The sequence below is a fragment of the Shewanella abyssi genome (genome assembly GCF_023284025.1).
GTDB lineage: Bacteria > Pseudomonadota > Gammaproteobacteria > Enterobacterales > Shewanellaceae > Shewanella > Shewanella abyssi.
In genome coordinates this window covers 128,810-144,256 of sequence record NZ_JAKIKR010000002.1, presented here as the reverse complement: position 1 = coordinate 144,256, position 15,447 = coordinate 128,810, and the positions used below count along the sequence as shown (strand labels likewise).

Genomic DNA, 15,447 nt, shown 5'->3' with positions numbered 1-15,447 from the left:
ATTGCGCAAGTTGCTGGCACATACGAAAAGTAACGTTTATACGCACTGCGTACAAATGTGATGATACGATCACATTTGTACGCGAGTCAAGTACGTTTGTAGTGTTTCTTTTCATGTGATTAACATGTGTGGTGATTGATGGTTTTTAATCTTTAACTTTCAGCAACATAATCTAAAAAGAAACGACGAATGAAAAATGACAACAGTGTTGCTTTTCCGGTGATGGGAAAGGAAACGTTTGCAGAAAGATTGGAAATAGCGATAGGAAGCACAAGCGTACGCGCTTTTGCCAATGCTATTGATATCTCTGAAGGCGCATTACGGAAATATTTGAAAGGTATGTCGCTGCCGCAGATAGATAAAGCCATACTAATGGCTAAGCAAGCTAACGTTTCTTTGACTTGGTTACTTGCAGGTGAAGAGGAGCAGCCAGCGGCTGACTCTGGCACAGCTATCGCCATTGCCATAAGTGAGTTTAATGAAGAGTTTATTCTTATCCCTGGTTACCATATTGCCGTAAGCACGGGCCATGGGAAGATCTGCCCTAATGAGCAGATAAAGCGCCACTTAGCGTTTAGACGTAAATGGTTAAAGTTCAGAGGATTTGAAGCTGATAGCTTGGCTGTTGTCTTTGCGTCCGGTGATTCGATGGAACCAACCATCCATAACAATAACACCTTGCTTGTTAATACAGCTGATACAAAGCTAACCGATGGCAGCATCTTCGTATTGCGTTTTGGTGATGAGCTTTATGCCAAACGCTTACAGAAGCGTTTTGATGGTGATATTCTTCTTATTAGTGATAATAAGGAGTATGAAGATCAGATCGTCAAAGCCAATGAATTAGATAAACTGCAAATCATTGGCAAGGTTGTTTGGATAGGTAAGGATCTGTATTAATCAGGCGACTATTGTTTTGTCTCAATTCAAGCGACTCTTGTTGCTATGTTTCAGATATTTCTCAAACCTGCCGAATAACTCGAATCACTAAAATAAACAGAGACCATTCAGCGCAATGCCTTATGGTCTCTGAGTTTTCTCACCAGATCCTATCAAATCTCATTTAATCTCGGTTTAATCCCTATTTCTCATACCTAGTGACTGGTTACAAGTGGGCTTTTTATCACAATTTAACCGTTAGTCTTTAAGCTCACTAAGATATTTAATCATCGCAGCTAACGCTTCTGGTGACTGAGGTTGGGCCTTAATTAAGTACTTGCCATTAACGACTAGCGAAGGTACGCCACGTATTTCGGCCAATTGAGCTTGAGTGTCATAGTTCATCAAGGCGAGTTTAGCATCGGCAGAATTCATCGCGCTGTCGACCTCTTTGGCATCTAAGCCTTGGCTAACAAAAAATGCTATTAGTTGGTCTGGGCGGTTGAAAGCCTCCCCTTTTTCATGAATACGGCTGAAGATACTGCCATGAACCTGCTTAGTGACACTAAATTTCTGTGCTAAATAATAGGCTTCCTGACTTAATATCCAACTAGTACGTCCCGCACCCACTGGGGTTCTTTCAAATTGGATGTTGTTTTCAAGCAGATGCGCCGTCTGTTCAAAAAGCGAGTCTTGTCGATAACAATGGCCACAATTATAGGAAAAGAACTCTCTTATGACAGGCTTTTGTGCTTCAGGAATGCCGGCGATTTTAACGTAATCGACTCCCTCTACATAGGGCTTGGCATAGGCGCTTTGTAGCGGCAGTAACAGCGTAAACATCACCAATAGCGCACTACCCAGAAAGGCTTTTAACGGTTTCATAACACTCCTTAATACTTAACAGGCGACCAGCATATCCATTGGATCACTGAACTGATATTCAAAATTTAACTCTTTGGTTAATCTATCACTACTAATGATCTTGCCGCCACTCTTCTCTTGAGTGAATTGTGGTGCCACTAAGCCCAAATTTAAACTCGCTTGTTGATAAAAAGCCTGACGCGAGGGATGCTTAGGCGCGCAAACATTATAAATCCCTGCTGCGCTTGGTTCAAAAATCAATTCAGAGACGGCAAGTATGCAATCATTTAAATGGACAATGTTAACAGCAGCTTCTGGCTGAGACATGTCGATTTTTCCTGCAAGAAAACGCCCAGGGTGACGCTTCGGTCCCACTAAACCAGCAAAGCGAGCAATACAGCTATTGGTTAGCCCGGCAAACATCGCCTCCGCTTGTAACAGTTTGTCGCTAACCTCTGAATGAGCGACTGCATCTTTCTCTGTCATTAGTTTTTCAACTGAAGGATAAACCCCAGTGGTACTGATAAAGATGATCCTCTGATAGCTGATATCGCGGATCAAGCGGGTTAATCTTGCCAGCTTTACTAAATAACCCTGTGGATCTTTTCTTAAACCCGGTGGGATATTAACCACTAGACAATCAGTATTGAGTGCTGCTTCTATGGCGAGTTGGTTTTCTTCTATCTGCTCGTCAAACGATAGGTCCAATGTAAAGCCGTTAATACCATACTCAGTAAGCGAAGCGGCCTTTTCAGTGCTGCGCTTACTACCGTTTACCGTTATTCCTTGCGTTACCATTGCTTGTGCTAACGGCAGGCCAAACCAACCACAACCTACAATACAGACTGACTTTATCATCTCTATCCTTTATTTTTAATAATACCCATCCTAGCTGAAGATGCAGGATTCAGTGGGAGTTTAATGGGCTTTAATCAAGGCATTGATTGCCACTAATGGTCATTCCCTTAGTAAAATCGATAACACAGAGTAAAGCCCATTAAAACCCATCGTAGAAGGCGCTGTGCAAGCCCACTTCGTTGTTGCGCTAACTTAAAAGGGAATAACCATTTCTACGTTAACGTGCCTAGAATTGAACTGGCACAACGCCTCTGAAACGAGCATCTCCAAGTAGGATGGGTATAAATTCACACAGAGCTGAAATAAAAACTAATGTCAGCACTGGGATCTAATATCTTTAATGCCATTTTACTTAAGTCATCAATTTTTATTACTTTCTCAATCGACACATCTTCGTTAATTAAATAACGTACCGACGAATTGTCACCGCTTTCATCACATGCTAGCACGTGGGGTTGCTTCACTATGGATGTTGTTACCAGCACTTTCGCCACTTGAGAATTTGATAGCAACACCAGCGTACCAGGAGGATAGATCCCAAGCACTTTAACCAGCGCTGAAATCAACCTCGGTTCATGTTTACCCGCTCTATTTTTAAAGAGGTAACCTAAAGCAACTTGAGGAGAACGCTGCCCAGCCCCTTTTAGCAACAGCTCAAAATCATTGGCAAGCGCAACAATCTGCGTTGTGAATGCGATAGATGCGCCTTTCAGTCCATGAGGATAGCCGCTGCCATCAGCCCATTCATGATGATGTAAAACGATATCGAGCACCGCTTCAGGAAATAGATTCTGCCTAGTCATCATGTCATAACCAAACTTTGGGTGCATCTTTAAGAAGTTAACTTCATGATCAGACAAATTCGACTTTTTCCGCCGGATCACATCAGGCACTTTCCGCTTACCAATGTCATGAAACAATGCCCCCATGCCCATATCGCGTAATTGGGAATCAGTGCACTCTAGCAAGCTTCCCAACATCATCGATAATACCGCAACAGATACGCCATGCTCGGTAATCGCACTCTCTTCACCACTACTGACTAACGCAAGGTGTGGTGTTGGCGTTTCTTTAAGATGATCCATAAGAATTTCGACTAGCGTCGCCGCTGAACGGTAGGCCCCTTCAGGTTCAGCACCTATTTTTGAAAATGCTGTGCGACATTCAACACCGCACTTTTGAAATCGTTGTTGGCTGGCTCTTAATGATTTTCGCAGAGCTAAAAGCCGCTCTTTGGCATACTCTTCTGCGGACTTCTCTACTGCAGCGACTGCTGGTTGTGCAGCAATCATAGTGTCTAGTGCTTTGCCAGCGATCAAATACACATAAGAGATGTTTAAGCTTTTAATCAACTCTATCTGCGCTACGGTTTCAATCACGAATTGATTAAACACAAACGGATGATTAGTCCATAACAGCGGTAATTTGATGGTTAATCCAACACTTAATTGTGACAAAGGTAATTTAACGTCCTTGGACATTACTGATTGCTCCAGTGAAAATGCACTCGCTCAATAAAGCGTCTCACTCTGAATAGAGGGTTATAACCAACGACTTTAGTCGTGATTAAATTGCCGCGAAAGTATTGGGATATCGATCTTGCTATACCCGATAATAATAGCTTTCCCGTCATAATAACAGTTAGAAGTCAATTTTATGACAGCTGTGAATAATAAACAGCAGTTCATTTACAAGGGAATACAAGATTGTCGATGATTTGGCTATTTCCGTAGAAATGAATGCTAGCGATTGCCCCTCAAATCACTTCAGTTATAACTTATAGCGTAATAATTTCTCATATCTAGAATAAATGCCATAATGAATATTGTATACATCATGCATTATGGTAAACTAACGCTGTTCTTTGAAGTTGGTAGCCCCGACTATTACTTTCAAAGGCTAACTGTCAATTGTCCTTTATGCAGGCGAGTAGTCATCAAGTTTTACTTATTACTTAACTGCAAAAGGTTTTTTGTTAACATCCCCGGATCATCATATCGAATGCTGTCGATATTGCAGATTCTTTTGGCGCTGTAATTATACAGCGCCTTTTTTTTATCTATTATTTCATTCGCTTGCTATTAATTCCGCTCCATTGGAACTGACACCACTCGGCATACCTACCAAGTGCAGTTATATCATACGAGATTATGGCCGTTAAAATGGCACCGATAACAGAATATTAGCGGGTAAAATAGCTAAACATGTGCTTTCCAATCAGAAAAATAATGCATCAACCGCTTCGAGTTGAATATATATAGCGTGCTCCAAAACAGAAATAGCGAGTCTAAGCCGACACTCCAGCTATAAACATAGTGTGCATGCAGTATGCGCTGGATCAGTAAACTTGCATCGATACACAATAGCGCCAATAACAACCACTTCACATAAGGAAATAGCGGCTGTACCCACTGAGGTTGACGTTTTCTTTCCGCTATAATGGCCGCGTAGATGACTAAGGCTCCAGCCCCAGCCATTAATGCCATTAAAAAGTCGGACTTTTGCGGGTAAACCAGCGTAACCAGACCAGCCCTATCACTTGCTTGGGTTAAAGACGCCACAAATATGCACCAACCACGCGCCAGAAACACCAAGATCAGGTAAAGCATCAGCGGAGGTTTGATATGGCCTTTATCGTCAAGCCAGGTAATATTGCTGAAATTCAAATCATCTCCTTTGAGTTAAAATCGGTGGTAGCGCCTAAAAGTAATCACCTTGGAAAATCACCATTAGTAGACTAGATATGGTGTCAGAGTTAGAGATTTCAATGAGCAGGAAACAAAAAAGCTCCTTAAAAAGGAGCTTTTACTTACCATGACTGTTGTTAAGACAAGATTGCAATCAGTGCTTCTTCATCGATCACTTTTACGCCTAGCTCTTGTGCTTTGGTTAACTTAGAACCTGCCGCTGCGCCAGCAACCAAGCAATCGGTATTCTTCGATACACTACCCGCCACTTTAGCACCGAGTGCTTGCAGCTGTGCTTTGGCATCACTGCGGTTTAGCTGGGTTAAGGTGCCGGTTAATACCCATGTTTGCCCTTTTAGTGATAAGTCCTCTGCAGCAACCTCTTCAATCACAGGCCAAGAAACTCCGGCTTCGATGAGCTTATCGATAACCTCTAAATTATGAGACTGGGCAAAAAAGTGCTCAAGATGCGCCGCGACGATAGTGCCAACATCATCGACTTTAATAAACTCTGCTGCATTTGACGCCTTAAGAGCAGCTAACGTCTTAAAGTAGGCAGCAAGATTAGCCGCAGTCGCTTCACCCACCTCTCTTATCCCTAATGCATATAGGAAGCGGGAGAAAGTCGTCTGTTTGGCCACATCAATGGCCGCCACTAATTTTGTGGCTGACTTCATCCCCATACGCTCAAGCATGGTCATCGCAGAGGCGGTGAGCCTAAACAGATCGGCAGGGCTTTCGACCAACTCTTTATCGATGAGCTGCTCAACCACTTTATCGCCCATTCCGTCAATATCGAGCGCTTTTCTAGAGGCAAAATGTTTAATGGCTTCTTTACGTTGTGCTTCACAGAATAGTCCACCGGTACAACGGGCAACCGCCTCACCTTCAATGCGTTCCACTAGGCTTTGACACACTGGGCATTGGGTTGGGAATTCTATTTCTTCTGCGTTTTCAGGGCGTTTATCAGCAACCACGGCAACAATTTGTGGGATAACATCACCCGCGCGGCGAATAATAATCGTATCGCCAATTTTAACCCCAAGACGCGCTATTTCATCGGCATTATGCAATGTGGCATTTGATACGGTCACGCCGCCAACAAATACCGGTTTAAGACGGGCTACTGGCGTTACAGCACCGGTGCGACCCACTTGAAAATCAACCCCTTCAAGTAGCGTCATCTCCTCTTGTGCTGGAAACTTAAACGCGGTTGCCCAGCGTGGCGCTTTAGCCACAAAGCCCAGATTGAGTTGATGTGCAATCTGGTTAACCTTGATGACCACACCGTCAATTTCAAACGCTAAGCTACTGCGGCGCTGTTGAATATCTTGGTAATACTCCATGACTTCAGCAACTGATCCACAGACTTTGACTTCCTGGCTAACGGGCACGCCCCATGAGCGAAGCTGTTCTAGCTGGCCATAATGACTGTCGGCAAGATCCCAAGTTTCTGGCTCCACAACCCCTAATGCGTAAGCATAAAAACCTAATGATCGACTGGCGGTAATTTTACTGTCTAGTTGACGTAGACTGCCAGCAGCGGCATTTCGAGGGTTAACAAACAGTTTGTCGCCTTTAGCTAATGCGCGCTTATTAAGTGCATCAAATGCCTTATGCGGCATAATCACTTCACCGCGCACCTCCACCAGCGGAGGGAACTTATCGCCACGTAACTTCAATGGTATTGACTTAATCGTGCGTACGTTCTCAGTGATATTTTCGCCGGTTTGACCATCACCCCGAGTCGCTGCACGTTCAAATATGCCATCTCGATAAACAATACTCACCGCTAAGCCATCGAGTTTCGGCTCGCAGCAATAACCAAGTTCTGTACCCACTTTATCGGTAATTCTTGAATGAAATGCGCTAAATTCAGCTTCATCAAACACATTATCTAAACTCAGCATCGGCTTTAGATGAGTAATTTGATCAAACTTCGCCAAAGCCTCACCACCCACACGCTGGGTCGGAGAGTCGCTACTCGCCAATTCAGGGTACTCTATCTCTAGCGCTTTAAGACGCTTAAGCAGCCTATCGTACTCAGCATCTGGGATAGTGGGATTATCATCAACATAGTAATGGTAATTGTGCTGATTAAGTTGCCCAGTGAGTTCTGCAATTTCTAGTTCATTCGCTTTCATACATTTTGTCCACATAATAAAGGCCGCCTAAGCGACCTTTTAAAAACCGGTTTAACAAATAAGCTGTTCTGAGTTAACCCTGGGCTTTAATTCGTTGAATATAATTTTGTTTAGTACTATCGAGCCACTCATCGCGGCCACCATCAAGTACGACACCGTTGAGATCATCAGCAATTTGATGCGCAGAGTTAAGCATAATCGAAAAGTTTCTCATCGCTTCACCGTAGCAAGGTAGCGTCATAAACAACACCACACCTTGTGTGGAGAACTGCTCCATGCTGTCAGGGTCAAATACGCCAGGCTTAACCATGTTAGCCATTGAAAACAGTACCTTCCCTTTTCCTGCATTATCTTCGTGACGATGGAATATATTCATCTCACCAAATTTAAAGTTCAATGTCAGTAAGCAAGGTAACAATTCTGCGCCATTAAGCGCTTCGCCTTCTTTAGCCACCACATGCAATACCAACACATCTTGTGGCTCAGCTAAAGGTTGCTCCTGCTCTACTTCTGCAGCGACATCGCTTTCTTGGGCAGCATCATCGCTTAAAACGGCTTCTTCAGCAGCAAATAATGACGGCTGCATCGGCGACGCTTCGACAACCACATCAGGGGTATCTACTGACAATGAAGGCTCAACGCGAGTATGTTTGGCGCTACGAACGGCTTTTTGAGTGGGCGCTTCAGTTAAACTAAAGGCTTCATCAGCATTTGCTTCAAATACCGTTTCGACATTTGTCGCTGCTGCAACCTCTGCCACTAATGGATCAATACTCTGCGCTATATCTGCAGGTCCATCAGCGCGAGCCTGCACGACTCTCACTGCACCGATACCATCATTATCGAAACCGTGAGCATCTCTACGTTCTCGATTGATATCTGTCATCGGGCTTTGTTTGAACCCTTTAGGTTGTTGCTTTCGTATGGACCAAAAACCATGTACGAGTACGGCAATAATTGCTATCGCACCTAAAAGAAGCAACACCACTTGCAAATTTTCCATTGGTTACCCTGTAATTCCTATGTTCATCCAGCGTCGGCTAACGCCACCGCTTCATCGATATCTACCGCCACAATGCGTGAAACGCCGGGCTCATGCATAGTCACACCGATAAGTTGATCGGCCAATTCCATGGTGATCTTGTTATGACTAATATATATAAATTGTACGCTTTGGGACATCTCTTTTACTAAACGACAGAATCGTTCTACATTGGCATCATCCAAAGGTGCATCAACTTCGTCCAACATGCAAAAAGGGGCTGGATTGAGTCTAAAAATAGCAAAAACTAATGATAATGCGGTTAACGCTTTTTCTCCACCCGAAAGAAGGTGGATTGTACTATTCTTTTTACCCGGTGGTCGCGCCATAATCGTGACCCCAGTTTCCAAAAGGTCGTCATCTGTTAACGCTAAGTAAGCGCTACCCCCACCAAATACTTTCGGAAACAAAATCCCTAAATCTTTATTAACCTTATCAAAAGTATCTTTAAATCGACTTTTGGTTTCGGTATCAATTTTTCGAATAGCTTCTTCCAAACTACTCAATGCAGAGTTCAGGTCTTCATCTTGGCTATCTAAATAGCTTTTGCGTTCATTTTGTTGTTCAAACTCTTCAATGGCTGCGAGGTTTATCGCCCCTAAATGCGCTATTTGAGCTCGTAAACGTTCCAACTCTTTTTGACGCCATAAGGTGCTACGTTCAACATCGAGTTTTAATAGTACCTGCTCAATATCGATGCCTTGATCACTTATCAAGCTAAATTGGCTATCGATCTGCCCTTTTAACCCCTCACGACGTAACTTTAACGTGCTCATGTTTTGAGTCAAGTCTTCTATCTTCGCAAGCTGTTGTTTTTTATTTGTTCCTGCACTATCGCACAGTTCTTGAAGTCCTGCCTGTTGCTGTCTTATATCACTCAATGCTTGCTGTTTAACTTGTTGAACTTCCAATGCTTGCGCTAACTGCGTTTTCATTGGTAGAGCCTTGTTATTGACACTGCCGCTCTCTTTAAAGCTCAATTGCTCAAGAACTTGCTTTTCATTGTGCTCAAGCTCTTCAAGTCGGTGCTTTTGGTGATTAACCTTTTGCTCGATTAAAGCGACTTGGGTTTGAATGGCTTGTTCACTATTAAGTCGGGCTTTAAGCGCAATTTCAGCGCTGTTAAGTGATCCTTTCAGCTCTTTTAATAAAGTCGCTGCCGCCAGTTTGTCTGATCCGGCTGTTTGCTTACTGTGCAAGGCTTGCTCAAAAGTACGCTGTAACCCTTGTGCGTCGTTTTGTAACTTCGACTTTTGGGCTGATAACTGCTCCAGCTCTAGACGCGTATCTGAGAGTTCTTGCAGTAACTGCTGATGTCGCTCATTGGTGTCATTAATTGCGTGTTGCATCGCTTTAACTTGTGACTGCAAACCGGCTAAAGTGACTTTTTGTGCTTGGATATGTTGATATTTTTGCTGCTGAGAAGCCACCAAAGGCTGTAGCGCTTGTGCCTGCTTAGACAATGCTTCGGATAACGAACTTAGTTTTGTCTCTGTGTCAGTGACGGCATCTACCAGCGCAGTGTATTCATTTTTAAGTTGCACTAACGAGCCAGTATCAGCGGCTTTTTCAATGATAAAATCTCTGCCAACAAGATAGCCATCGGCGGTAGCGAACATCTCATTGTCAGCGAGCTTCACACGCTGCTGTATCGCTTCATCTTTCGTCTCTAGCCAGCTAACTTGGCTTAACCAAGGCTGTAAGTTTACCGGCGTGCTGATGACAGGGTTAACCATAGGGTTAGGTTCAAAACCATTGCTAAGCTCAGAGGCATGGTCGAGTAGTACTGGAGAGCTGAGTACATTAGAGAGTAACAAATCGGCAGCAGCTTCCCACCCCGGCGTCACCTCTATCACTTGCCATAGCGGAGTGTACTCGTTGTCATTTTCCTTAGGCAATAACTGCGAAATAACCGATAAACGTCCCTTTTCATCAGCCAACTTAACTTTTATCGCTTCAAGTTCAATTTTAAGAGCATCGCTTGCGCTTTGGCGAGTCTCTATATTGAAACTCAGCTCATCATAAATCTCTTGTTCGCCTTCGGTCTCGCGCATCAGCGTATCGCACTGAGTCGTTAACGGACTTGCCTTTAATCCAGCAAGCTGTTCGCTCAGCTGTTGCGCCTTTTCCGTTAGCCTTGCGACTAGCTTTTGCTTTTGAATAAGCTCATTTGAACTGTGATTGAGTTTACTTCGATTCATCTCGACGGCTAGATGCGATTTAGCTTCTGCGCCGCTGTGCAACTGAAACAGCTCAGAAACGTCATTATGCTGTTGGCTCGCGGTGGCAAATTGAGCGGATCCGTTAGCCACCTGCCGCTGTAAGCTCTCCATTCCAGGTAGAGATTGTTGCTGCTGCTGTTGCAGATTAATCTGCGTAAGACTATCGGCATTAAGACCCGTTTGCTGAAGCGCTATTTGCGCAGTGATCTCTTGCAATCGTTGATTTAAACTATCATTTTGCTGCTGGCGATGTTTCAGTGATTGCTCAAGTTTAGCAATATGTGTTTTGGACAAGTAAAAAGCTTCAACTTGTTCATGCTCGCGGCTGTCTAATTCATTTAATTTTAAATTTAATTCCGTCAAACTCAGTTCAAGCGTCTGTTTCTCTGCTAATAAACTGGCTTGCTGCACTTCTAACTTACCAATCTGAAGGTTAAGAACATCCGTTTGCTGATTGAGTTCATGGTAACGTGATACCACCAGCTCCGACTCACACTGACGTTCTGATTGCTTTAGCGCTCGGTATTGCTTGGCTGTTTCAGCTTGTTCAGCGAGCCTCTCTAATTGCTTACCGAGTTCTGCACGAATATCGCCAAGGCGTGCTAAGTTTTCACGCGTGTGCCTAATACGGTTTTCAGTTTCACGTCGACGCTCTTTATATCGAGAGATCCCCGCAGCTTCTTCGATAAATACTCTAAGCTCCTGCGGTTTTGATTCGATGAGACGAGAGATAGTGCCCTGCTCAATAATGGCATAACTTCGAGGGCCCAGACCTGTCCCCATAAAGAGATCGGTAATATCTTTACGACGACACTTTTGATTATTGAGAAAGTAACTAGAGTCACCATCTCGGCTCACTTGCCTTTTTATCGCTATCTCTTGATAACTGGCATATTGACCTGCTAATCGATTGTCTTGATTGTCAAATAATAGCTCTACGCCTGCGACAGATACTGGTCTTCTTGCTGTTGAGCCGTTAAAAATAACGTCAGCCATCGAGTCGCCACGTAGATGTTTAGCTGAGCTTTCACCCAGTACCCAGCGCACCGCGTCAATAATATTTGATTTTCCACAACCATTTGGACCAATAATGGCACTCAAGGGGGTGGGTAAAGGGATTTTAGTTGGATCGACGAATGACTTGAATCCGGCAAGTTTTATCTGTTTAAGTCTCATGATGCCGTTAAGGTCACTTCCACGCTAAGTTATTTAGCGACTAAATTTGATGGATTTATTCCGATGCTAACTTTACCAAAGCTAACAGCATTTTGTAACGTTTTTTATTGGTGATTAACGGCTTTTCACTTGCGGATAACAGCCGACTGACACACAATCGACCCAATGCGTAATTTTAGCCATGAAAGAATTCCATGAATAAAACCAATCAAGTAACAAAAAAAAGCGGCGTTAATTACTTCTTAGAGGGCTTTAGTTTAATTAAACGACCAGGACTAAGACGTTTTGTATTTATTCCGCTTTTTATTAACTTAGTACTCTTTGCAGGCTTGATCTATTTCGCCATCGGGCAATTAGAGCAAATTTTTACTTGGTTATCGGGTCAACTCCCTGAATACCTAAGTTGGTTGAACTTCCTTTTATGGCCACTTGCCGTGTTGTCATTATTGGTGGTGTTGTCCTTTGTGTTTAGCTCGGTGATGAACTGGCTTGCGGCGCCGTTTAACGGTTTGCTTGCGGAAAAGGTAGAACAGTTATTGACGGGTAAACCCCTCAATACCGGTGGAGCAATGGATTTAATCAAAGATTTACCACGAATTTTCGGCCGAGAGTGGATAAAACTTAAATATTATCTCCCCAGAGCCATTGTTTTTCTGCTGCTGTTTTTACTGCCTTTTGTTGGCCAAACGCTAGCGCCCATTTTATGGTTTCTCTTTAGTGCATGGATGATGGCAATTCAGTACTGTGACTACCCTTTTGATAATCATAAGGTGCCTTTTTCTGAGATGAAATTTGCCCTTAACCAAACCAAAGGCAGTAGCTTCAGCTTCGGTGCTGCCGTTACGCTATTTTCAATGATCCCGATCCTCAATTTCGTGGTTATGCCTGTGGCCATTTGTGGTGCCACTTCAATGTGGGTCGATAAATATCGTGAAGCCTATAAAAACAATGCTATCGCAGCAGAATAACTCACTATAAATCACACAAAATAGCGACGTTAGGCCATGTTTATTCGTGGTCTAACGGTTAAACAGTCTCATTTTTGCCAGCCTTGTCCTCTCGACAACATTTGTAACAAATAGCCCACCTTTTCCACACATAATTCATTTACAATTCACACACCTAAACGACTCGCTTTCAGTAATAATAACAAATGAATAAAGCTGCTCTCTTTGCTACTACACTACTTATCGCCGCCTCAACTTACTCTTTTAATGCTAATGCAGGCCAAGAAAGTCAATTCAATATTCAAATCCCGACACTCAGCGGTAACATTGAGGTTGATGGGGAGTTTAACGAGCCGCAGTGGAAAAACGCCGCTTCGACTCTAATCAACATCGAAACCAGTCCTGGGGAAAACATAACCGCAGCGGTGAAAACTGAGGTAAAGATCTATTCAACCGATACTAGCCTATTCTTGGCATTTACTGCCTACGACCCAAATCCAGCACAGATCAGGGCAAACCTGAGTGATCGTGACAGCGTTTGGGGGGATGATCTCGTCGGTATAAAGCTCGATACTTTTAATGATGCTCGATTAGCTTATCAGTTCTTTGTCAACGCCTATGGCGTGCAAATGGACTCGATTGAGAATGAGCTAACAGGCAGTGAAAGCGATGCATGGGATGGCATTTGGTTCGCAGCTGCTAAGCGCACTGACACAGGTTATCAAGTTGAAATTGAACTGCCTTTCAGAGTGCTCAACTTTGATAGCACCGCCGAGCAAAAATGGGGTGTTGAACTGGTTAGAATCTACCCACGAAACGAGCAACACCGGATCTCAAGCCACCCAATCGACAGAAATAACAGTTGTCAGTTATGTCAATTTGGGGTGATGAGTGGCATGTCGAACCTAGAACAAGGCAGCGATTTACAGATCACACCCTCTGTTGTTTTTAACCGAAATAGCCGGCGTCCCCATGCACTAAGTAGTGATTGGGAAAGTGAAAACAATATAGAGCCTAGCCTGGATATTCGCTGGGGCATTACCCCAAGTACCTTGTTAAGTGCAACCATTAACCCTGATTTTTCTCAAGTGGAAGCCGATGCTGGCCAGCTCGATATTAACAGTACTTTCGCGCTATTTTACCCAGAGAAGCGCGCATTTTTCCTCGATAATAAAGACTATTTCGATACCCAGTTAAACCTGCTCCACACCCGCAACATCGTCTCTCCCGACTATGGACTCAAACTCACCAGTAAAGTCGGCGAGCATACCTTTGCAACACTCGCGACTAATGACACCACCACTACTTTTTTAGTGCCTGGCAATCTAAGCTCTGATATCGCCAGCATTGATGAAAAAAGTCAGAACTTTGCTGGCCGTTATCGCTACGACGTTGGCAAGGAATTGTCGATGGGAGCCTTGGTAACGGCTAAAAGCAGTGATGACTATCATAACTATGTCACCAGTGTTGACGTTAAATACCAGCCCACTGAGCAAGACACGTTTACGGGGCAATATGTCGTCTCTGAGACCCAATATCCGCTTGGTTTTTCACAGACCTTATGCAGTAACAGTGATTGCTTGCCAGAAACCGATTGTGATTTAACTGATTGCGGCATAAACGAACGTGTTTTACGCACCAATAGCACCGATGCTATTCATGGTGATATGTATTTAGCAAAGTATGAACACGAAACCCGCAATTGGAACACTGTAGCGCAATATCAGTCTGTAGCGGAGGATTTTAGAGCCGACTTAGGCTTTATTGAAAAAGTAGATTTTAGCAAGTTTGTCGTTGGCGGCGGTTACACTTGGTATCCCCAAGACAGCAACTTCAACAAAATTAGAGTGAGTGGTGATTGGGATATCAGCCACAACCAAGCGGGTGAAAAACTGGAGCAGGAAGCCGAAGGTAAACTTGAATTTGAAGGGATGTGGCAAAGTTACACCGCATTTGGGTTAGTCAATCGTCAGCGCGTTGGTAGACGACATGATAGCGCTAGCCTTGCGGTTAAAAATAACAGCCAGACATTTGACGAAACAATGGGCTGGTTTTACGCCAACATGAAACCCACTCGCACATTATTCCTAGAGATCGATATTAACTATGGTGATAGCATCGATTTCTCTAATGATCAGTTAGGCACTAAGTTTCTGCTTAATCCCGGCATTCAATGGAACATCACCGATGCCGTTGAGCTCGATGTGTCTCATGTGTACCGCACAATGGATGTCGATGACGGACGCTTGTTTACTGCAAATTTGAGTGACGTTAGATTAAGCTGGTATATCGATATCCATAACTTTATTCGCCTCTCCAGCGTCTACACCCATATTGAAAGAGACCCTAATCTTTACCGTTATGGCTCACCGAATAAGCAGCAGCAAAACTTGGGTAACGAGATCCTTTATGGTTATAAGCTTAATCCACAGAGCGTATTTTATTTGGGCTACTCTGATGGCTTAAAGTCTAATGATTCGATTGATTCATTGATGAAAACCGAAGAAACCTATTTTATGAAAATGAGTTACGCCTGGATCCTTTAGCATGATAAGCCGTATTCGCCCCATAAAATGAGAACCCATTAAAAGAGCTTAAACGATATCGTTTAAGCTCTTAACCAAATCG

At 43.6% G+C, this 15,447-nt stretch carries 10 protein-coding genes; 3 read left to right on the top strand and 7 right to left on the bottom strand.

Annotated elements, in window-relative coordinates:
- The first annotated feature begins 189 nt into the window (after nucleotides 1-189).
- On the top strand, nucleotides 190-900 hold the full coding sequence (locus L2755_RS02110) for an XRE family transcriptional regulator (RefSeq protein ID WP_248979099.1): 711 nt from the start codon (nucleotides 190-192) through the stop codon (nucleotides 898-900).
- 237 nt (nucleotides 901-1,137) lie between these two features.
- On the opposite strand, the gene L2755_RS02105 is transcribed toward L2755_RS02110, so the two are convergent.
- From L2755_RS02105 to L2755_RS02075, 7 genes are all read right to left on the bottom strand, one after another.
- Nucleotides 1,138-1,764, bottom strand: coding sequence for a thiol:disulfide interchange protein DsbA/DsbL (locus tag L2755_RS02105; RefSeq protein ID WP_428847768.1), 627 nt, complete (start codon nucleotides 1,762-1,764; stop codon nucleotides 1,138-1,140).
- 15 nt (nucleotides 1,765-1,779) lie between these two features.
- Nucleotides 1,780-2,601 carry an SDR family oxidoreductase gene (locus tag L2755_RS02100; protein WP_248979098.1) on the bottom strand — a complete coding sequence of 274 codons (822 nt, stop codon included), beginning with the start codon at nucleotides 2,599-2,601 and terminating at the stop codon, nucleotides 1,780-1,782.
- A 287-nt stretch (nucleotides 2,602-2,888) separates the two neighbouring features.
- Nucleotides 2,889-4,082 (bottom strand): HD-GYP domain-containing protein, encoded by a 1,194-nt coding sequence (locus L2755_RS02095; protein ID WP_248979097.1) that lies wholly within the window; start codon nucleotides 4,080-4,082, stop codon nucleotides 2,889-2,891.
- Between the two features lie 717 nt (nucleotides 4,083-4,799).
- On the bottom strand, nucleotides 4,800-5,267 hold the full coding sequence (locus L2755_RS02090; protein WP_248979096.1) for a DUF2919 domain-containing protein: 468 nt from the start codon (nucleotides 5,265-5,267) through the stop codon (nucleotides 4,800-4,802).
- A 158-nt stretch (nucleotides 5,268-5,425) separates the two neighbouring features.
- Entirely contained in the window at nucleotides 5,426-7,432 is a 2,007-nt protein-coding gene (gene ligA / locus L2755_RS02085) for an NAD-dependent DNA ligase LigA (protein ID WP_248979095.1), read from the bottom strand.
- Nucleotides 7,433-7,505: 73 nt separating this feature from the next.
- The gene (gene zipA, locus L2755_RS02080; protein WP_248979094.1) at nucleotides 7,506-8,435 is read right to left on the bottom strand and encodes a cell division protein ZipA; all 930 of its coding nucleotides are present in this window, start codon (nucleotides 8,433-8,435) and stop codon (nucleotides 7,506-7,508) included.
- A 23-nt stretch (nucleotides 8,436-8,458) separates the two neighbouring features.
- The gene (locus tag L2755_RS02075) at nucleotides 8,459-11,872 is read right to left on the bottom strand and encodes a chromosome segregation protein SMC (RefSeq protein ID WP_248979093.1); all 3,414 of its coding nucleotides are present in this window, start codon (nucleotides 11,870-11,872) and stop codon (nucleotides 8,459-8,461) included.
- 194 nt (nucleotides 11,873-12,066) lie between these two features.
- On the opposite strand from L2755_RS02075, the gene cysZ reads away from it, so the two are divergent.
- Together cysZ and L2755_RS02065 are read left to right on the top strand one after the other, a co-directional pair.
- Nucleotides 12,067-12,840 carry a sulfate transporter CysZ gene (cysZ, locus tag L2755_RS02070; protein WP_248979092.1) on the top strand — a complete coding sequence of 258 codons (774 nt, stop codon included), beginning with the start codon at nucleotides 12,067-12,069 and terminating at the stop codon, nucleotides 12,838-12,840.
- A gap of 185 nt (nucleotides 12,841-13,025) precedes the next feature.
- Nucleotides 13,026-15,365: a carbohydrate binding family 9 domain-containing protein gene (locus tag L2755_RS02065; protein ID WP_248979091.1), complete on the top strand. Its 2,340-nt coding sequence runs from the start codon at nucleotides 13,026-13,028 to the stop codon at nucleotides 15,363-15,365.
- Nucleotides 15,366-15,447 lie beyond the last annotated feature (82 nt).